Origin of the sequence: Rheinheimera sp. NSM (assembly GCF_052380015.1) — a bacterium.
GTDB lineage: Bacteria > Pseudomonadota > Gammaproteobacteria > Enterobacterales > Alteromonadaceae > Alishewanella.
This window is the reverse complement of sequence record NZ_JBQTCI010000003.1, coordinates 464,747-484,730: the sequence shown is the minus strand read 5'-3', so window position 1 is coordinate 484,730 and position 19,984 is coordinate 464,747. Positions and strand designations below refer to the sequence as shown.

Genomic DNA, 19,984 nt, shown 5'->3' with positions numbered 1-19,984 from the left:
CGCAAAGCATAACATAATGACAGCCAGAACTATTATTTGCCTGATTTATCTGTGTTTTTCGCTCAGCAGTGCCAGCGCAGCATTACCGGATCCATTGCGGGTTGCCGTGAGTGATGACACTTACCCCTATATGTACACAGACGAGCAGGGCCAGCTTGCCGGGCTGGTAATAGACTATTGGCAAGAAGTGGGCCGGCTTGGCGGCGTGCAACTGCAGTTTGTCGGCGCTAATTGGCCGCAAACTATTACATTGTTGCAAAGCGATGCCGTGCATGTGCATGGCGGTATTGCTTACACCGCTGAACGTGAGCAGCAGTACCAACTGGGTGATACCGGTATTGATATTTACAGTAATGTGTTTATTCAGCGTGATATGCCTCCTGTCAGCGCGTTAGCGGAGCTAAAAGCTTATGCTATCGGCGTGGTAGATAAATCCAGCCATGTTGATACCGTAGCCGCCCTGGTGCCGGAGGCAGTGTTAAAGTATTACCCCAATGTGACGGCGATGTATGATGCCGCCCTGGCAGGCGATATAAAAGCCATTAGCGGCCTGGACAGGTTACCGCCGCGTTATGCACGTTATGATGAGTTGCAACGCCAATTTCCGCTGTATCGCAAGATGCCGCTGCGCAAAATCGATTTAAATTATGCTGTGAATAACAATGTTGCCCTGGCGCAGCAACTAACTGCCCTGACTCAGGGCATTGCCCGTGATTATCTTGATAAGCTGGAACGGCGCTGGTTGGGCGGCGCGGCTGATGATGACACCCTGATCCTCGGTGTGCCGATAGACAATCAGCCTTATATGCATGTATCTGCTCAGGGCCAGGCGCAGGGCCTGCTGGTTGACTTATGGCGGCAGTGGTCAGAAAAAAGCGGTATTAAAGTGGCGTTTGTACCTGATACCTCAGTAAACTTACTCACCAGCCTGCAAAAGAGCCGTATTGATGCACTGGTGGCTTTTCCGGATGTCAGCGATTTACCCGTCGGGCTGGACAAGGCATACCACCTGTATAGTTTTAACTCAGAATTTTACTATCCGCGGCAAACTAACATTCATAGCATGGCAGATGTCAGCGGCCGCCGTGTCGGTTTATTTCGCAACGCTACCTATCTTGAAGAGCTGCAACGGCGCTATCCGAACATTGAGTTTGAGCGTTACAGCGCACTCAACGATATGGTTGCGGCGGTGCAGAGCGGCCATTTGGCCGGCTTTTATGGCGCCTCAGCCATTATTGGGCTGCGCTTACAGCAGTTAAATATCTGGGATTACTTTACGTCATTGCCGGATAGTCAGGTTAAAGCACCGTTGTACAGCTTAATTAGAGCTGACCGGCCGGAATTAAAAGAGCAGATACGCCACGGCTTTAATTTACTTAGTCTGACCGAACTTGAACAAATTGAAGCACATTGGTTAAGCAACCCCAACCAGCATTATTTCAGCTTATTTCGCAACAATATACCGTTAACCAATGCAGAGCAAAGCTGGCTGGCGCAGCACAACCCGATCCGCGTGGGCATGCTGGAGAACTGGGCTCCGATGGAGTTTGTTGATGAAGATGGCAACTTTGCTGGGGTAACGGTAGATATCTTGCATTTACTTAGCCAGCGCACAGGTATCAGTTTTGATATTCAACGCTACAGCCGGTTTGAACAGATGCTGGCAGATTTACAGCAACGCAACATTGACATGGTCGCAAGTTTGTCTGATGTCGCAGAGCGGCGCGAATATGCGGCCTTTACCGATGAATTTTGGTCTATGCAATGGGCTGTTGTCAGCCGGTTGAGTGACAGTGACATCAGCAGCGCAGCGGGACTTGCCGGCAAACGTATCGCCATTATGAAAGATTATCAACTGGCGCAGCACAGTGCCGAAGCCCTGCCGCAAAGTGAAGTCGTGCTGGTAGACAATGTGCGCCGCGGCCTGGTGTTGCTGCAGCAGGGGGAGGTTGATTATCTGCTGGACTCGGTAGAGGCCGCCAGCCAACTGTTGCGCCAAACAGGCTATATTAATTTGCGTATTCAGCTTATTGACGGCTTACCGGCATACCCTTCTCTGATTGGCGTACGCAGCGACTACCAACCGCTGGTGACCATGTTGAACAAGGGCTTGCGCAGTATCGGCCAGACCGAGCGCAAACAACTGTACCAGAAATGGTTTGATTTTCAGGTTACCCAAGGCATTAACAACGAGCAGTTTGTCAGGATGTTATGGCAAATCGGTGGTGCCGTGCTGGCGTTGCTGGCGTTTTTTATCATTTGGAATGTCTCACTAAGACGCGAAGTTAAGCTGCGCCGTCAGGCTGAGCAGAAAATGCGCTTTATGGCCACACATGATGACCTGACGAAACTACCCAACCGCAGTTTAATTAAAGAACGGATTGAGCAAGCGCTGCTGCAACATGCCAGGCACAATGAAATTATGGCATTGTTGTTTATTGATTTAGACGGCTTTAAAGAAGTAAACGACGCCCACGGCCATGACGCCGGTGACGAGTTGTTATTGAAGTTGGCGCAGCAACTCAGCGCCACGGTGCGGAAAAGTGATACTGTAGCCAGGTTTGGCGGGGATGAGTTCGTTATTTTATTAACCGGGCTGTTAAGCCGCGATGATGCCGCCATAGTGGCCGGCAAAATTCTGCATCAGTTCGCGCAACCGGTAACCTTATCAGTAGGTACGGTGCAGGTGGGGGCCAGTATTGGTATTGCCATCTATCCGGACGACGGTACCGACAGCGCTAAACTGCTGAAAGTGGCCGACAGCCTGATGTATCGTATTAAACAGCAGGGTAAAAACCAGTACTGCTTTTCCAGGGCGGTGTTTTCGTAAGCGGGCAGTGACATTAGGCGTCATTTCTATATAATTAGCCGTCATTTTAGTGCCGCTGATTAGCAAGGTAGAAGGAAGGTTTAATGCGTAGCCATTATTGCGGTTTATTAACCGCACAACATGTTGGGCAACAAGTGTCTTTATGCGGCTGGGTTAACCGGCGCCGCGATCTGGGTGGTTTGATTTTCTTAGACTTGCGTGACCGTGAAGGCATGGTGCAGGTGGTCTGCGATCCGGATTTAAAAGACCTGTTTGACGTTGCCTATACACTGCGCAATGAATTCTGCATCCAAATCAAAGGCCAGGTGCGGGCACGGCCGGATTCTCAGATTAATAAGGATATGGCTACCGGCGCAGTAGAAGTGTACGCCAGCGAACTGATTATCCTCAATAAAGCCGCACCTTTGCCGCTGGATTCTAACCAAAACAACAGTGAAGAGCAGCGCTTAAAGTACCGTTACCTTGACCTGCGCCGGCCGCTGATGAGCGAGCGGTTAAAGTTTCGCGCTAAAGTCACCAGCTTTGTGCGTAACTTTATGGACAGCCATGGTTTTATGGATGTCGAAACGCCCATTTTAACTAAAGCTACGCCCGAAGGCGCGCGCGATTATTTAGTGCCAAGCCGCACCCACAAAGGCGAGTTTTTTGCCCTGCCGCAATCGCCGCAGCTGTTTAAGCAATTGCTGATGATGTCGGGCCTGGACCGCTACTACCAAATAGTAAAATGCTTCCGTGACGAAGATTTACGTGCTGATCGCCAGCCGGAATTTACCCAGATCGATATTGAAACCTCTTTTATGAGCGCAGAGCAGGTCATGCAAGTGACCGAGCAGATGGTGCAACAAATGTTTAACCAGTTGCTGGGTGTCGATTTAGGCAAAATGCCACGCATGCAATACTGGGAAGCAATGCGTTTGTATGGCTCAGACAAACCGGATCTGCGTAACCCGATGCAGTTTGTTGATGTCGCCGATTTGCTCAAAGACGTTGAATTTAAAGTATTCTCCGGCCCGGCCAACGATGCCAAAGGTCGGGTAGTGGCGCTGAAAGTACCGGGTGCTGCCGAGAAAGTATCGCGTAAAGATATCGATAACTACACCAGCTTTGTCGGCATTTACGGTGCCAAAGGCTTAGCCTGGATGAAGGTCAATGATATTGCCGCAGGCGCGGATGGCGTGCAATCGCCGGTAGCGAAGTTTTTAACGCCGGACATTATTGCCACTATTATTACGCGTACCGCTGCCGCCAACGGCGATTTAATTTTCTTCGGTGCCGATAGCTACAAAGTGGTCTGTGAAGCCATGGGCGCGCTGCGCTTAAAGCTGGGTGAAGACTTAGGCATTACTCAGCCTGGCTGGAAACCACTGTGGGTAGTAGACTTCCCGATGTTTGAAGAAAACGACGACGGCAGCTTCTCCGCTGTGCATCACCCCTTTACCTCACCGCTGGATACGGCCGCATTTTTAAACACCGCCAATAGCGAGCTTGAACTGGGCAAACTGTTGTCTAATGCCTACGATATGGTGTTAAACGGCACCGAATTGGGTGGTGGCTCTGTGCGTATTCACAGTGCAGATGTGCAGGCTAAGGTATTTACCCTGTTGGGGATCAGCGATGAAGAGGCGGCAGAGAAGTTTGGTTTCTTACTGGAAGCGTTAAAATACGGTACGCCGCCGCACGCTGGTTTGGCTTTCGGCCTGGATCGTCTGGTAATGTTAATGACAGGCGCCACCTCCATACGTGATGTGATGGCGTTCCCGAAAACCGCCACTGCTGCTTGTCCGTTGACTGATGCCCCGGGCGCCGCTAACCCGGCACAACTGGCTGAGCTGGGCATCGCTGTGGTAGCTAAAGCAGAATAAGTTGTACTATTTTTACCTGCAATACCGTGGCAGCAATCTTGCTGCCACAACTAAGGAGTAACTGATGGCCGGCCATAGTAAATGGGCGAACATGAAGCATCGCAAAGCCCGTCAGGATGCGAAAAAGAATAAAATTTTCACCAAGATTATCCGCGAGCTCACCGTCGCTGCCCGCTTAAACCCTGATGTTACTGCCAACCCGCGGCTGCGTTTGGCGGTGGACAAAGCGCTGTCAGAAAATATGACCCGTGACACCATCGATCGCGCCATTAAACGCGGTGCCGGTGCCAGCGAGGGGGAAAACTACGAAGAGCTGGTATACGAAGGCTATGGCCCGAACGGCGTAGCCGTAATTGTTGAAACCATGACTGACAACCATAAGCGCACCGTGGCCGACGTACGCCATGCGTTTACCAAAGCCGGTGGCAGCCTGGGTACCAGTGGCTCTGTGGCCTACTTGTTTACCCGTCGTGGCGTATTGATTTTTGCTCCGGGCGTTAATGAAGATGCTTTGATGGAAGCGGCACTGGAAGCCGGTGCTGAGGATGTTGTTGCACATGATGATGGCAGCTTTGAGGTATTTACCGTACCAGAGCAGTTTAACGATGTTAAAGATGCGCTGGTGGCGGCTGGGTTTGTGCCGGATAACAGTGAAGTTACTTTAGTGCCGTCTACCCGCGCTGAAGTTGATGCCGATCATGTCAGCGCCTTTTTTAAACTGCTCGATCAGCTGGAAGATTCAGATGATGTGCAAAATGTGTATCACAATGCCGATATCAGTGACGAGCTGATGGCAGAGCACGGTTAAGCGTGCAGTTAACGTGAACATTATTTTGGGCATTGACCCTGGCAGCCGCTTAACCGGCTATGGTGTAGTACGCCAGGTGGGCATGAAGTTTGAGTACGTCGCCAGCGGCTGTATCCGCCTGACTACCACTGATTTACTACCCGAGCGCTTACTGGATATTTTCAATGGCGTCAGTGAAATTATCACTCAGACTAAGCCAACCATCTTTGCCATTGAGCAGGTGTTTATGGCGCGTAATGCTGACTCGGCGTTAAAACTGGGCCAGGCGCGTGGCGCCGCCATAGTTGCCGCCAAACATGCCGGGCTTGAGGTATATGAATACTCGGCGCGCCAGGTCAAACAGTCGGTAGTGGGCACCGGCGCGGCCGATAAAGCTCAGGTACAGCATATGGTGCGCACCTTGTTAAAGTTACCGGCCAACCCCCAGGCCGACGCCGCCGATGCGCTTGCAGTCGCCCTGTGTCATGGGCATACTCAGCAGAGTTTAATCAGTTTGGCCGGTCAGGCGCGCAAAACCGTGCGCGGCCGGTTACGCTAAGCGGATTTATTACCTTATTCTATAAGCAGACCTTATGATTGGACGTTTACGCGGTATTCTGCTGGAAAAGCAGGCGCCGGATCTATTAATAGAAGTGGCCGGTGTCGGCTATGAAGTACAGCTGCCGCTGACCAGTTTTTATCAGCTGCCGGCTACCGGCGTTGAAGCCACTATTTATACCCATTTTGTTGTACGCGAAGATGCGCAACTGCTATACGGCTTTGTTAATCAGGCCGAGCGTGCGCTGTTTCGTCAACTTATTAAAGCCAACGGTGTTGGCCCCAAGCTGGCCCTGACCATTTTATCCGGCATGACAGCACAGCAATTCGTCCGTTGTGTACAGTTGGATGATGTCAGCACTTTGGTGAAATTACCTGGTGTGGGCAAAAAAACCGCTGAGCGCTTAGTGGTAGAAATGCGCGACCGCTTAAAAGACTGGGGCATAGCGCCGAACACACCGGTTACCGATGGTTTGGTGTTGCAAGATGATGAGGCGATTTTCAGCCCGGAGCAAAGTGCTGAGCAAGATGCCGCCAGCGCGCTGGTTTCGCTGGGATACAGCCAATTACAGGCCGATAAAGCTGTGCAAAAGGTAAAACAAAGCGGCATGAGCAGTGAGCAGCTGATTAAAGCGGCACTGCGGAGCATGATGTAAACCATGATAGAAGCTGATCGTTTAATTCAAACCAGTGCCACCCGTGAAGACGAGGTCATTGACCGGGCGATAAGGCCGAAAACCCTGGCCGATTACACCGGGCAAGAGCATGTCTGCCAGCAAATGGCGATTTTTATTGAGGCCGCCCGCGGCAGAGGCGATCCGCTGGACCACCTGCTGATATTTGGCCCGCCGGGTTTAGGTAAAACCACGCTGGCGATGATAGTTGCCAACGAAATGGGCGTGAATATTAAAACCACCTCCGGCCCGGTGTTGGAAAAAGCCGGTGACTTAGCGGCGCTACTGACCAACCTTGAGCCAAACGATGTGCTGTTTATTGATGAGATCCACCGCTTAAGCCCGGTAGTGGAAGAGATTCTCTATCCGGCGATGGAAGACTATCAGCTCGATATCATGATAGGCGAGGGCCCCGCGGCGCGCTCTATAAAACTGGATTTACCGCCGTTTACCTTGGTTGGCGCGACTACCCGTGCCGGAGCCTTAACCTCACCGCTACGCGATCGCTTTGGCATAGTGCAGCGGCTGGAGTTTTATAAAGTGTCAGAGTTAACGCAGATCATTCTGCGCTCGGCGCATTTTCTTAATTTAGTGTTAGATGAAGCCGGTGCGGCTGAAATTGCCAGACGCTCACGCGGCACCCCACGTATTGCCAACCGCTTACTGCGCCGTGTCCGTGATTATGCCCAGGTTAAAGCCAATGGCGAGGTAACAGTAGAGATTGCATCGCAGGCGCTGCTGATGGTCGATGTGGATGCCGAAGGCTTTGACTATATGGACCGCAAACTTATTTTGGCCATTATTGAAAAGTTTATGGGCGGCCCGGTGGGCTTGGATAATTTAGCCGCCGCCATCGGTGAAGAGAAAGATACTATTGAAGATGTGATAGAACCGTTTTTAATTCAGCAGGGTTTTATTCAGCGTACGCCGCGCGGCCGTATTGCCTCGCCACGGGCGTACCAACACTTTGGCTTTGACTTACCCAAAACAGAGTAAAAAAAAGCCCGCTCAGGGAGCGGGCTACAAATTGAAGGAGTGCTTCAAAAAAATCCAGGGAACATGTTGAAACAGCAATAAAATTTGGTAAAACACACAAATCTTATTACCAGATGATCTTCACTAAAGTTTGGTAACCCTCTTACCGCACTTTTGCGCTAGCTCAGAACACCTGCGTATAATAGAGATCCTGAGTAATTACTTCAAACGAGAAAAATTGCAGCTTAAGCATAAAAAAAACTAATGCATTGAGCTTGTGAGTTTGCCTAAACTATAAGCAATGCTGTAGTGTAACGGCAGTAATAGTCAGTGTTCATGCAGGGTTAAGCTAGAATGTGCATTATAAGCAGCATTACTTTTTTATTACTATTGATAATCTTAAATGCGTTGGTCGTACTTGGTTGACCGCTGGTCGCAAATGCGACGATAGCGGAACTTTATCGTACTGCATGGGTCAACAGAAACAATAAAAAAATACAAGTAGCCGGCAAAGAAAAATATAGTTGCTTTTAGCGTGCTAAGGCGATTGAGTTCGTGCTCAGGCTTACTTATCATAGACACCAATTAAAGCGAAATTCATGTCTGATACAGTCTTTATATTCCCGGTGCGCGTGTACTACGAAGATACCGATGCCGGCGGAATAGTATACTACGCAAATTATTTGAAGTTTTTTGAGCGCGCGCGCACCGAATGGTTGCGCGCCCTGGGTATTGAACAAGATTTATTGTTGTCAAAAAACATCGCTTTTGTTGTTGCTCAGGTTTTAATGGACAATAAAAAGCCGGCTAAATTTAATGAATTATTGACGGTACATAGTCAAATCAGTACCTTAAAGCAAGCTAGTATGGTTTTTGAGCAAAAAATTTACAATAGCGCTGAACAACTGGTTTGTTCAGCTCAGATTAAAGTCGCCTGTATTTCACTACAGCAGATGAAAGCCCGGGCTATTCCGGCAGAAGTGACAGAGGTATTAACGCGTGGCAGGTGAAATTTCTATTTTAGGCTTGTTAATTGAAGCAAGCTTTGTGGTGCAGCTGGTAATGCTGATTTTATTGGGTATGTCAGTAATGTCCTGGACCATGATTTTTCGCCGCCGCAAGGCATTAAGCGAAGCGGTAGTAGACGCAAAGAAGTTCGAAGACCGCTTTTGGTCCGGCGTCGATTTATCCAAACTGTATAACGAGATTAGTGCCCGTGCCGCCAACAATGGCCTGGAAGCCTTGTTCAAGGCCGGTTTTAAAGAATTTGCCCGTTTACACAAGACCAACAGCCGCCAGCCGGCTGCGGTAATGGAAGGTACCCAGCGTGCGATGCGGGTTGGCTTGTCGCGTGAAGTAGAGCGGCTGGAAATGCACTTGCCGTTTTTAGCCACCGTTGGTTCTATCAGCCCATATATCGGCTTATTTGGCACCGTGTGGGGTATTATGAATTCTTTTATCGCTTTAGGGGCGGTAGAGCAGGCGTCGCTGGCGATGGTTGCCCCCGGCATTGCAGAGGCGTTGATTGCGACAGCTATCGGTTTGTTTGCCGCGATTCCGGCGGTTATTGCCTACAACAAGTTTTCGCATCAGGTAGAAATGCTCGAAAGCAGTTATGCTAACTTTGTCGAAGAGTTCGCCAATATTCTGCATCGCCAGGCCGTATCAAACGGTGGAGAGGCAGCCTGATGTACGTTAGAAAGAAGCGTCGTTTAAAGGCCGAAATTAACGTGGTGCCTTATATCGATGTTATGTTGGTGCTGTTGGTGATTTTTATGGTGACTACGCCGCTGATTACCCAGGGTGTAAAGGTAGAGTTGCCAAAATCTGCCGCCGAACCGATTAAACAAATGCAGGACGGTAAAACACCGTTGGTAGCAACGGTGGATCAAGACGGCCTGTATTATTTTGAAAAAGACGGCAAGCAGCAGGGACCTTTTACTGCCGCTGAGCTAACGGTTGAAGTCGCCGGTTGGTTGACGATTGAACCCGGTACCCAGGTCATTGTAAAAGGTGACCGTAAAGTAAGTTATGACGCCGTGATCCGGTTAATTAATGTATTAAAGACAGCAGGCGCACCTGCTGTAGGCTTAATGACCGATAACGTGGATGCAAACTAGTATGGCTGTTGCGATTGATCCGCCATTGGCAAAATCGCTGGGTTTACATTTGGCGATAGTCGTCGCGCTGGTGTTTAGTGCCGACTTTTCCAGTAAGCCGGAAATGGTCTCGGTTACGTTGGAGTCGGAAGGTAAGGCACCGGTCGAAGCCGTTGCAGTGGATCAACAGCAGTTGAATGCCCGCGTACAGCAGATGCAACAAGAACGTGATGCGGCCAAAGCTGCGGAAGAAAAACGTATCCGCGATTTAGAGCGGCGTGCGCAGCAGGCTGAGAACAACCGTACCGCTGAAGAAGCGCGGTTAAAACGGGTAGCAGAAGAAAAGCGTCAGGCTGATGCTGAAGCGGTTAAAGCCCGGGCTGCGGCAGCTGAGGCGAAAAAGCGTCAGGAACAGGAAAATGCCAAAGCGCGCGAAGCTGAACAAGCCCGGCTGGTAAAAGAGCAGGAACGCAAAAAAGCGGAAGATGCTGCCAAAGCAGCAGAGCAAAAACGTAAAGCAGAACAGGAAGCTGCCGAAAAGGCCGCAGCAGAACGCGCACGCCAGGCTGCTGAAGCAAAGCAAAAAGCCGAGCAGGAGCGCGCCATGCAGGAGCAACTGGCAAAAGAGGCGCAGGCCCGCTCAGCGGCCAGAGCCCGGCAAGCTGCAACAGAAGTACAACGTTATACGGCATTGATCAGAGATGCTATTCAACGCAATTTGTTGGTGGATGAAGGCATGCGCGGTAAATCGTGCCGCATTAATGTGCGGCTGGCCAGTAGTGGCTTTGTTACCAGCGTTAGCGTGATTAACGGCGATAAAGCCGTATGTGATGCGACAGTCCGTGCCGTGAACCGTGCCGGAACCTTACCGGTGTCACAAGACCCGGATGTGTATAACCAGTTGAAAGATATTAACTTAACGGTGAGTCCAGAACTTTAATTATGTATAAATTTATCCGAAATGCTGTGTTGGTTACCGTAATGATGCTAAGTGCTCAGGCAAAGGCGTCATTGGAGATTGTCATTACTGAAGGTATTGACTCGGCCAGGCCGATAGCCATCCTGCCGTTTACGTTTAAAGGTGCCACTTTGCCTAATCAACGCCTGGATGAAATTATTGGCGCTGATTTAATGCGTAGCGGTAAATTCAGCCCGCTGGCCAGCATTAAAATGCCACAACGGCCGCAAAGTGCTGCGCAAATTGATTACGCCGCCTGGTCACGCGAGGGCGTAGAGGCTATCGTTATCGGCCAGATCACCGAAGTGGGTATTGATCGTTATACCGTAAGTTTCGAGTTAATTGATGTATTAAAAGGTGGTAATGCAGCCGGCCGTCAGTCGCTGAATGCCGGACGCTTAACCGGCAGTGCAGAACATATACTCGACAGCCGTGAAACCACCATTAACGGCAGCCAGTTTCGCCAGTATGCGCATCGCATCAGCGATATTGTGTATGAAAAGCTGACCGGTGAGCGCGGTGCTTTTTTAACAAAAATTGCCTATGTGTTGGTAAACCGCCAGGTTGAATTTCCGTTTCAACTGGTGGTAGCCGATTATGACGGTGCAAACGAGCAGGTGCTGCTGCGCTCGAAAGAGCCGTTAATGTCACCTAACTGGTCTCCGGACGGTACTAAGCTGGCGTATGTCACTTTTGAAAAGCGCCAGTCACAAATTTATATTCAGGATATCTACACCGGACGTCGCACTATGTTAAGTAGCACACCCGGTATTAATGGCGCGCCGGTTTGGTCACCGGACGGTAAGCGCATGGCCATGGTGTTATCTAAAGATGGTAACACTGAAATTTATACCATGGATATTGCTACTAAAGCGCTGACCAGGGTTACCAATCACAGGGCTATAGATACCGAGCCTGCGTGGTCTCCTGATGGCAAAGAGCTGTTATTTAGTTCGGAGCGAGGTGGCAATCCACAACTTTATAGCGTAAATTTGTTAACGGGTACGACCAGACGCTTAACCTTTGAAGGTGAAATGAATTTGGCCGGTTCCTATACTCCGGACGGTAGTTCGGTAGTCATGGTGAATCGCACCCGTGGCCAGTACCATATTGCAAAAATGGATCGTCAAACCCGGTTTTTGCAAGTACTGACCAAAACCAATTTGGATGAGTCACCCAGTGTGGCGCCAAACGGTTCAATGATTATATACAGCACCATGCACGGTTCTTCGCAGGTGTTAGCACTGGTTTCTATGGATGGTCGTTTTAAAGCACGGCTGCCGGCGGTGGAAGGACAAGTAAAATCGCCGGCCTGGTCGCCTTTTTTATAAAAAGCAAAAGAGTTATTACATTTAAATACTAAGGACAACATCATGAAATTAAATAAAGTGTTAAAAGGTTTACTGATCGCATTACCAGTGCTGACCATGGCTGCTTGTAGCTCTACTTCATCTACCGGCCAGTCTGATGCAGACCGCAGCCAAACAACTCAGCCGGTAGAAACGGTGCAGGTTGAAACGGTTGAGCAAGTAGTAAGCCCTGCTGAGCAAATGCGTCAGAAATTGGATGCACTGCGTCAGGAAAACACTATTTACTTTGACTTCGACAAAGCCACAGTTCGCCCTGAGTTTGTAGAAACTCTGCAAGCACACGGTGCGTTTTTAACCGCTAACCCAAGCGTACGTGTAACCGTTGAAGGCCACTCAGATGAGCGCGGCACGCCGGAATACAACATCGCGCTGGGCGAGCGTCGTGCTCAGGCCGTAGTACAGTACTTGCAAAACCTGGGCGTGTCTGCCGGTCAAATTTCTACTGTAAGTTACGGTGAAGAAAAGCCGGTAGATATGTCACGTACTGAAGCAGGCTTTGCTAAAAACCGTCGTGCGGTGTTAGTCTATTAATCCTGACTCATTACTATATTGATACGCATGACAGTTAAATACTCTCTGTTAGCAGCCATAACGCTGGTGCATACCGGTGTTATGGCTAATCCGGCACCGGTTACCGATATTAATCGTAACCGGCCTGCTGCTACTGCTGTACAAAGCCAGCCCGCCGGCTCGATAGAGCAACGTTTGGCGACGTTGGAGCGCATTGTAGAAGCCCGTTCCGACGCACAAATGCGGATGGCTCAGCAATTACAGTTGCTGTTGGACGAAGTCAGCGAGTTGCGTGGCGTTACTGAAACCCATGCTCACCAGTTGAACGAGATTCTGCAGCGTCAGCGTGATTTGTACCAGGAAATTGACCGTCGGGTAAGTGCAATACAGGCTGCGCCTGCTACTATACCTGTGGTTCAACCTGACAGCAGTAACACAGCGGCGTATTCTTCTGATCTGTCAGAGAATGACGCCTACGATAAAGCGGTCAATATGGTGCTGAAAGATCGGCGCTATGATGCAGCAATACCGGAGTTCGAGAACTTTATCCGCACTTACCCTAACTCAGGCTATGCACCTAATGCGCATTATTGGCTGGGGCAGTTGTTGTTTAACAACAACGAGCTGGCTAAAGCAAAAACGCATTTTGAGCGGGTAGTGAATAATTTTCCCCAGTCCAATAAAGTTGCCGACGCCTTGCTGAAATTAGGCCAGGTGGCCGAGCGCGAGAACAACAAAGACGCAGCACTGCGGTTTTACCGACAGTTAGTTGACAAGCACTCAACGGCGACATCAGCTAAGCTGGCGCAAGACAGAATTAATGCGCTGAAATAATCCCACCCGGCTCAGGCCGGGTTTTTTCTTCCTGTATAACGCCGGATAACGCTGGCATTTTGAGCAATCAGACTACATCCGCGTGCTTTTTAACACTTTTTGGTTGCACAAAAGCCGTAAATCAGTAAGATATGCGTCCGCGGTTAGGGTCGTTAGCTCAGTTGGTAGAGCAGTTGACTTTTAATCAATTGGTCGCTGGTTCGAATCCAGCACGACCCACCAAATCGCGCAAACTTTGATATCGAAATGGGTCATTAGCTCAGCTGGTAGAGCAGCGGACTTTTAATCCGTTGGTCGATGATTCGAATTCATCATGACCCACCATTTCGATAGCCCTGTTTGGGTCATTAGCTCAGCTGGTAGAGCAGCGGACTTTTAATCCGTTGGTCGATGGTTCGAATCCATCATGACCCACCACTTTCTTCATTTTTCCTGCATGGGTCGTTAGCTCAGTTGGTAGAGCAGTTGACTTTTAATCAATTGGTCGCTGGTTCGAATCCAGCACGACCCACCATGCCGCCATACTGTATTTTCTCAATTCGCAGCGCTATAATAGCCGCCCTTTAATGCCAGCAGGTAAGCCCTATGGAACAGACGTTGTATTTCACAGAGCAAGACTTTGCCTTTCCGAAAAAGCCACTGCCACTTAGCAGTGACGAAAAGCAAGCCTACAAAGACCGTATCAAAACGCTGTTACAGCAAAAAGACGCTGTGCTGGTAGCGCATTACTATACCGATCCGGAAATTCAGGCGCTGGCCGAAGAAACCGGCGGCTGCGTGTCAGACTCTTTAGAAATGGCCCGTTTTGGCAATGAACACCCGGCAAAAACACTGATTGTCGCCGGGGTAAAGTTTATGGGCGAAACCGCGAAAATTCTTACGCCAAACAAAACCGTATTAATGCCCACGCTGGAAGCCACCTGCTCGTTAGATTTAGGCTGCCCGGCAGAGCCGTTCTCGGCGTTTTGTGATGCGCACCCGGATCGCGTAGTGGTGGTGTATGCCAATACCTCTGCTGCGGTAAAAGCCCGCGCCGACTGGGTGGTTACCTCATCCATTGCGCTGGATGTGGTGGATTATTTAGACAGCCAGGGCAAAAAGATTCTTTGGGGCCCGGATAAACACCTGGGCGCCTGGGTGCAAAAGCAAACCGGCGCTGACATGCTGCTGTGGAACGCAGCCTGTATCGTACACGACGAGTTTAAGGCCAAAGCCTTAATTGAGCTGAAAAAGCAGTACCCCGATGCAGCCGTGCTGGTTCACCCCGAGTCACCGGACAGCGTAGTACAGTTGGCCGACGCGGTAGGCTCTACCAGCCAGCTGATTAAAGCCAGCCAAACGCTGCCTAACAACACCTTTATTGTCGCTACCGACAAGGGCATCTTTTACAAGATGCAGCAGCAGATGCCGCATAAGAGCTTTATTGAAGCTCCAACCGGCGGTAACGGCGCCACGTGCAGAAGCTGCGCCCATTGCCCCTGGATGGCAATGAACGGCTTAAAAGCGATTGAGGCGGCCCTGACGGACACTAACGGCCATGAGATCTTTGTCGATGCGTCGCAGCGTGAAAAAGCCTTAGTACCACTTAACCGCATGCTGAACTTTGCAAAAGAGCTGAAAAGGCAGGTAAAAGGCAACGCTTGATCTGCTTTTCGGCTGATATGTATAAAAATCAGCCGGAAGCAAAGCACAATCACATATAACAGTTGCAGCACGGCACGAATTTCCCTAGTATAGCCGCGCTTGCAACGCAAGTTCCGGAGAGATGGCTGAGTGGCTGAAGGCGCACGCCTGGAAAGTGTGTTTAGGTTAACCCCTAACGAGGGTTCGAATCCCTCTCTCTCCGCCAGATTAAAACAAAAACCCCGAGCCAAAAGCTCGGGGTTTTTGTTTTAACGCGGCAGAGATCGAGGATTTGGTTCGAACCCTGAGTTCGACCAACTTGTCAGGAACAAGTTGGAACGCACTTTAGTGCGGCCCCAAAGGGGTGGAGGGCAGGAAGCCCGGAATAATCCCTCTCTCGGCCAAAAGCTCGGGTTTTTTATTTTAACGCGGTGAGCGAGGTCTTGGTTCGAACCCTGAGTTCGACCAATTCTCCGGGAGAGAATTGGAACGCACTTAAGTGCGGCCCTGAAGGGGTGGAGGGCAGGAAGCCCGGAATAATCCCTCTCTACTCAGACCAATACCAACTGGTGACGTTGTAACGATATCGCTGTGTATTTTCGCTTGTCACTGGTTTTACAAAGTGTTCAGAGCCTGGTGAAGAGGGATCGAACAGCACGCAGCGGTTATATAACGGCGCGATATTGACCGGTTTATCATCCACTCCCGTAAAAACCAGTTCACCGCCGCCCCCCTGATGCCAGTCTTTATTTAAATACAACAGCATGCATACCTCTCTGCCCGGCGAGTCGTCAGCATGTTGATTAACAAAGTCGGTGGCACCCAAGCGAAAATAATTGCTGTTAATATCGGGCTTAGCCACGTTGATATCGGTTAATTGCACCTTAAAGATGCGTGATAACAAGGACATAAACTCATCCCCGCGTAAAAACGCCAAAAATTCCAGTGCAATATTGCTGCCGGCTTCCGGCGCAGGGCGCTGCCAGGCATCCCGCTGTACAAAACGGTTTTTCTTGCGGGTTTTTTGCCATTTAGCGTTATCGACATATAAAGCTGAGTAGGTGTGTTTCTGCGTTTGCCAGCCACTATCTTGCTGCAAAACCTTGACGATGGCATCCAGAGTGGCGCTATCAAATAAATTATCAATCACCACATGCCTGGGGCCGGAATTCGATAATGTCTTGCGGTAGCTGTATAGCGCAGAATCGGTAACCAGCTCTTTATTCAGCCACATTGGAACAACTCACCTGTAGGGTTGGATAACGTCTTAAAAGCTTGATGATACAATATTTTCCACAGTATTAATGCAGCTTGCACGGACGCCGGGCTTGCCGGTGCCGGGTTATTTGCCGCCGCCGGCAGACTCATAGTCTGCGCCGCTTAGCCCGGACGCTCCGGCAAATATTTTTAACAAAATATGCTGATATTAGTGCCGGGTTCAGCTACTGCTCAGTTTACCTGCTTTAAGCTTCACCTGTATTCGCGGTTCTTGTACTGTAAGCATGTACTGACCCGCAGCCATTTTTAATGCAGGAGTCTGTTATGAGTGCCGTTAAGCAAAGCCATGTACAACAGCAACGTTTTTTCTTTCAACAGCAGAAAACTGTTGATTTAACTCAGCAAGAGCGTAAAGCGCTGAGCTTGGTATGGACTGAAGAAGATACCGGAGCGGCAAAATCTGTCCGTCGTGATGCCGATACTGCGCATTGTGCCGAGCTGGGTTACAACTAAGCTTCTTGGGTAAACAGCTGCGGCTGTATAAACGGGATCATTGCCAGGATAATCGCTTGCTGATATACGCCGGAGCGCGTCAGCAAATGATTGGTTAGCATGGCAATGGCTCCACCTTGTTGTTTTACGTTATGTTGCGCGAACATGCGATCCATCACATCGCCCAGCTCTTCGCCCTGCTGTATAGCCATGAGTGCAGCAGGCGGCAGCGGTAAACTGGCCGACCGGGTTTTACTGATACGGCCCTGATGTGAAATAGCGATCCAGGCAAAGCTGCAGTCGCCGTCCAGGCCGGCTTCCAGCGCAACATAATAGTCTGCACCCGGCGCGGCAGCTGCAACTGCCTGCAGCCGGTTCAGTGCTCCTCGTAAGGTTTCTTCACTGGTCATCGGCTGGGCTGACACGCCGGACCCGGTGCTTTGTCCGCTGCACTGCAGTGTTTCGCCGCTAAATACCTGTGTTAATGCATCCTGGACCGCGCGGATTTTGGCCGGGTTGGCCGAGGCAACTGCTATTTTCATCCTGGTTCTCTTTATTTATTTGTACCTGCCAAGCATAACCTGAATTGGCCGTTGACTGAAGCCGGAGCTTGCCCGCAGACGGTTAGCTGATTAGAATCGGCGCCACTACGTTTTGGTTCAATAAGGCTTAGGTTCAACAAGGCTTAGGTTTTAACAGGGTGAGGCAGGCATGAATAAAAATGTTGTTACTAATGGGGTTGCCGCAGTAATTACGCTGGCAGGTTGGTATTTACAGCAACCGGTGCTGCTGAGTGTGGGTTTATTTGCCTTGTCGGGTGCATTAACCAACTGGCTGGCCGTGCATATGCTGTTTGAGAAAGTGCCGCTGTTATATGGCTCCGGCGTAATACCGGCGCGGTTTGAGCAGTTTAAGGCCGGTATTTACCAGTTGGTGATGACGCAGTTTTTCAGCAGTGACAATATCGACCGCTTTTTAGCCGACAAACAACAAAGCCACAGTGCCACTTTTGATTTTGCTCCGGTGATTGAGCAAAGCGATTTATCACCGGCGTTTGACTCGTTACTAAAAGTGGTAGAGCAGTCCTCTTTTGGCACTATGTTGGGTATGTTTGGCGGCAGTGCAGCCTTATTGCCGTTAAAAGAGCCGTTTATCGCTAAGCTGAAAAGTGCACTGACAGAGGTATCACAAACAGATGAGTTTAATCAGTTGGTGTTGGCGCAGTTAGATAAACCCGAACAGCTCGAAGGTATCCGTACTCAGGTAGACACCATAGTGCAGCAGCGTTTAAACGAGCTGACGCCAGAGTTGGTAAAAGACATTATTCAGCAGATGATCCGTCAGCATTTGGGCTGGCTGGTGGTGTGGGGCGGTGTGTTTGGCGGTCTTATCGGCCTGTTGGCAGCCTTTATTCAGTGATCTGCCGATAAACAGCGCGGCCAGGGCCGCGCTGTTTTGTTACTTATCAGGCTTATGTTTACCCGGCTGAATGTGCCGCCGCATATTCTTCCACCTGGCGCCACACCCGCAATAAATTACCCGACAGAATTTTTTCGATATCGGCTTCGCTATAGCCACGTTGCAGCAAGCCGTCGATTAAATTCGGATAGCTGGCCACGTCTTTTAGCCCTACCGGCAGTGAATCGCCTACGCCGTCGTAGTCTGAACCAATACCTACGTAATCAATACCCACCAGTTTTACCACATGGTCTATATGGTCCAGTACCGTATCTAACGTAGCAAACGGGTAAGGGTGTTTTTTGCGAAACGCCAGCTCAAAAGCGTCATCGTCGGCTACGCCAGCCTGTTTTGCTGCGGCTTTACGCAAGGCGCCGTATTGGTTTGCCATCATGGTAACAAAGGAAGAGCCAAAGTTAATTTGTACCACACCGCCGTTTTTCGCCAGCGCTTTGATCATGTCATCATCCATATTGCGCTCAAAACCCGGGGTATAACTGCGCAGTGATGAGTGCGAGGCGATAACCGGTACCTTACTGATTGCTACTGTCTGGTAAAAGGCGTCATCTGATACATGCGAGATATCAATCATCATGCCGATATTATTCATTGCCACTACCAGCTCTTTACCGAACGGGCTTAAGCCGTTCCATCTGCGGCGTAAGTCGTAGCTGGAGTCGGCAATATGGTTGCTCTCAGAGTGCGACAGCGTAATGTAGCGAATACCGCGCTGATAAAAGTGTTGCAGGTTTTCCAGCTTGCCATCTATCGGCGTGCCGTTTTCCATACCCAGGGCCAGCGATACTTTAGCGCTGCCAAACTGGTCGAGCACATCCTGGCTGCTGTAGGCCATGGCAAATTTATCCGGTGCGCGGCCCACCAGCGCTTCCATGCTGTCAATCAGCTGATTCGCCAGCTGATAACCGCCCCCGCTACGCTCGTAAGAGGCCGGGATATAAATAGACATAAAGGGTGCATTTAAGCCGCCGGCTTGTGCTCGCGGGTAATCGAACTCACCGCGTTGTGTCGCCACCGTAACGTCTTCCCAGTCTTTATGCAGCCGGTAAGGCACATCAATATGGGTGTCGATAATAATGTATTGTTGCGCCAGTTGTTGCGCGGTGCCGGCCTGTAAGGCGGTGTTACCGGCAGTGGCCGCACAGCCGCTTAGCATAGCCGCGCTGCAGAAAAAGGCGAAAGGGGTGAATGTTTGCTTCATTGTTTTTATCTCTTATTGTGATCCGGGTTCCCGTTGCTATCTCAACAGGTTTAACCGGTAACGACAAGTGCTGTCAGACCAGTAGGATAATTTTCACGCCTGGTGCATGCAACAGCTACACTTAGCCCGACGGCGGTAGCGCGACAAATATATTGTTGCGAGACAGATGACGCTTGTCAGGTGGCCGGGCTGTAACGCTGAGCAAACGGCACCGGCTTTAGCGTGTTACTTAGAGGCAAAGGAGTAATCGCATGGGCTACAAATACTATGAAGGCAACTGGGGCGAAATGCGCGCCAGAGCAAAATTACAATGGGATAAGGTTAGCTACGATGAGTTGGAGCAGACCAAAGGTAACTTTGATGAGCTGGCCGATATAATTCAGGAACGTTATGGCCTGGACAGGGATGATGCCATGGCGCAGGTAGAGGACTTCTTCAGCCGCTACTGAGCCTGTTACCACTTAAGCCGGGCGGTACTATGATATGCCTGCCCGGCGCTTTTGCGCTACAATGGCCG

At 50.2% G+C, this 19,984-nt stretch carries 20 protein-coding genes and 5 tRNA genes; 22 read left to right on the top strand and 3 right to left on the bottom strand.

Features of this window, described 5'->3' with window-relative positions:
* Positions 1-16 precede the first annotated feature (16 nt).
* From ACTZWV_RS11640 to ACTZWV_RS11550, 19 genes are all read left to right on the top strand, one after another.
* Entirely contained in the window at positions 17-2,830 is a 2,814-nt protein-coding gene (locus tag ACTZWV_RS11640) for a transporter substrate-binding domain-containing protein (RefSeq protein ID WP_444786704.1), read from the top strand.
* Between the two features lie 83 nt (positions 2,831-2,913).
* Entirely contained in the window at positions 2,914-4,692 is a 1,779-nt protein-coding gene (gene aspS, locus ACTZWV_RS11635) for an aspartate--tRNA ligase (protein WP_444786703.1), read from the top strand.
* A 64-nt stretch (positions 4,693-4,756) separates the two neighbouring features.
* A complete protein-coding gene (locus ACTZWV_RS11630) occupies positions 4,757-5,500 on the top strand; it encodes a YebC/PmpR family DNA-binding transcriptional regulator (RefSeq protein WP_444786702.1) in 744 nt (247 codons plus the stop codon).
* Between the two features lie 13 nt (positions 5,501-5,513).
* Positions 5,514-6,038, top strand: coding sequence for a crossover junction endodeoxyribonuclease RuvC (gene ruvC, locus ACTZWV_RS11625; RefSeq protein WP_444786701.1), 525 nt, complete (start codon positions 5,514-5,516; stop codon positions 6,036-6,038).
* A gap of 34 nt (positions 6,039-6,072) precedes the next feature.
* A complete protein-coding gene (gene ruvA, locus ACTZWV_RS11620) occupies positions 6,073-6,693 on the top strand; it encodes a Holliday junction branch migration protein RuvA (RefSeq protein WP_305552948.1) in 621 nt (206 codons plus the stop codon).
* A 3-nt stretch (positions 6,694-6,696) separates the two neighbouring features.
* Positions 6,697-7,707: a Holliday junction branch migration DNA helicase RuvB gene (gene ruvB, locus ACTZWV_RS11615; RefSeq protein WP_305552949.1), complete on the top strand. Its 1,011-nt coding sequence runs from the start codon at positions 6,697-6,699 to the stop codon at positions 7,705-7,707.
* A gap of 578 nt (positions 7,708-8,285) precedes the next feature.
* Positions 8,286-8,696, top strand: coding sequence for a tol-pal system-associated acyl-CoA thioesterase (ybgC, locus tag ACTZWV_RS11610; protein ID WP_444786700.1), 411 nt, complete (start codon positions 8,286-8,288; stop codon positions 8,694-8,696).
* Positions 8,686-9,375 carry a protein TolQ gene (gene tolQ / locus ACTZWV_RS11605; RefSeq protein WP_444786699.1) on the top strand — a complete coding sequence of 230 codons (690 nt, stop codon included), beginning with the start codon at positions 8,686-8,688 and terminating at the stop codon, positions 9,373-9,375. The genes ybgC and tolQ overlap by 11 nt, the downstream gene beginning before the upstream one ends.
* Positions 9,375-9,806, top strand: a complete 432-nt coding sequence (gene tolR / locus ACTZWV_RS11600; RefSeq protein ID WP_305552951.1) for a protein TolR — start codon at positions 9,375-9,377, stop codon at positions 9,804-9,806. Before tolQ ends, tolR begins: the two co-directional genes overlap by 1 nt.
* Position 9,807: 1 nt before the next feature.
* Positions 9,808-10,725, top strand: a complete 918-nt coding sequence (gene tolA, locus ACTZWV_RS11595; protein WP_444786698.1) for a cell envelope integrity protein TolA — start codon at positions 9,808-9,810, stop codon at positions 10,723-10,725.
* Positions 10,726-10,727: 2 nt separating this feature from the next.
* Entirely contained in the window at positions 10,728-12,074 is a 1,347-nt protein-coding gene (gene tolB, locus ACTZWV_RS11590; RefSeq protein ID WP_444786697.1) for a Tol-Pal system beta propeller repeat protein TolB, read from the top strand.
* A 42-nt stretch (positions 12,075-12,116) separates the two neighbouring features.
* Positions 12,117-12,644, top strand: coding sequence for a peptidoglycan-associated lipoprotein Pal (pal, locus tag ACTZWV_RS11585; protein ID WP_444786696.1), 528 nt, complete (start codon positions 12,117-12,119; stop codon positions 12,642-12,644).
* 27 nt (positions 12,645-12,671) lie between these two features.
* On the top strand, positions 12,672-13,457 hold the full coding sequence (ybgF, locus tag ACTZWV_RS11580) for a tol-pal system protein YbgF (protein ID WP_444786695.1): 786 nt from the start codon (positions 12,672-12,674) through the stop codon (positions 13,455-13,457).
* A gap of 146 nt (positions 13,458-13,603) precedes the next feature.
* Positions 13,604-13,679, top strand: a tRNA-Lys gene (locus ACTZWV_RS11575).
* A gap of 26 nt (positions 13,680-13,705) precedes the next feature.
* Positions 13,706-13,781, top strand: a tRNA-Lys gene (locus ACTZWV_RS11570).
* 17 nt (positions 13,782-13,798) lie between these two features.
* Positions 13,799-13,874: transfer RNA gene (locus tag ACTZWV_RS11565), tRNA-Lys, on the top strand.
* Positions 13,875-13,895: 21 nt separating this feature from the next.
* Positions 13,896-13,971: transfer RNA gene (locus ACTZWV_RS11560), tRNA-Lys, on the top strand.
* 71 nt (positions 13,972-14,042) lie between these two features.
* On the top strand, positions 14,043-15,101 hold the full coding sequence (gene nadA / locus ACTZWV_RS11555) for a quinolinate synthase NadA (RefSeq protein ID WP_444786694.1): 1,059 nt from the start codon (positions 14,043-14,045) through the stop codon (positions 15,099-15,101).
* 115 nt (positions 15,102-15,216) lie between these two features.
* Positions 15,217-15,306, top strand: a tRNA-Ser gene (locus ACTZWV_RS11550).
* A gap of 321 nt (positions 15,307-15,627) precedes the next feature.
* On the opposite strand, the gene ACTZWV_RS11545 is transcribed toward ACTZWV_RS11550, so the two are convergent.
* On the bottom strand, positions 15,628-16,314 hold the full coding sequence (locus ACTZWV_RS11545) for a 2OG-Fe(II) oxygenase (protein WP_444786693.1): 687 nt from the start codon (positions 16,312-16,314) through the stop codon (positions 15,628-15,630).
* A 308-nt stretch (positions 16,315-16,622) separates the two neighbouring features.
* Between ACTZWV_RS11545 and ACTZWV_RS11540 the strand changes: the two genes are divergently transcribed.
* Positions 16,623-16,811 (top strand): hypothetical protein, encoded by a 189-nt coding sequence (locus ACTZWV_RS11540; RefSeq protein WP_444786692.1) that lies wholly within the window; start codon positions 16,623-16,625, stop codon positions 16,809-16,811.
* Here the strand turns inward: ACTZWV_RS11540 and yjjX are convergent.
* A complete protein-coding gene (gene yjjX / locus ACTZWV_RS11535; protein WP_444786691.1) occupies positions 16,808-17,332 on the bottom strand; it encodes an inosine/xanthosine triphosphatase in 525 nt (174 codons plus the stop codon). The genes ACTZWV_RS11540 and yjjX overlap by 4 nt on opposite strands.
* Positions 17,333-17,501: 169 nt before the next feature.
* Here yjjX and ACTZWV_RS11530 point away from each other — a divergent pair, with 169 nt between their 5' ends.
* Entirely contained in the window at positions 17,502-18,209 is a 708-nt protein-coding gene (locus ACTZWV_RS11530) for a DUF445 domain-containing protein (protein ID WP_444786690.1), read from the top strand.
* Between the two features lie 58 nt (positions 18,210-18,267).
* Here the strand turns inward: ACTZWV_RS11530 and ACTZWV_RS11525 are convergent, their stop codons facing one another.
* Positions 18,268-19,467 (bottom strand): dipeptidase, encoded by a 1,200-nt coding sequence (locus ACTZWV_RS11525; RefSeq protein ID WP_444786689.1) that lies wholly within the window; start codon positions 19,465-19,467, stop codon positions 18,268-18,270.
* A 251-nt stretch (positions 19,468-19,718) separates the two neighbouring features.
* Between ACTZWV_RS11525 and ACTZWV_RS11520 the strand changes: the two genes are divergently transcribed.
* Positions 19,719-19,916, top strand: a complete 198-nt coding sequence (locus ACTZWV_RS11520; protein WP_092794992.1) for a CsbD family protein — start codon at positions 19,719-19,721, stop codon at positions 19,914-19,916.
* Positions 19,917-19,984: the final 68 nt, after the last annotated feature.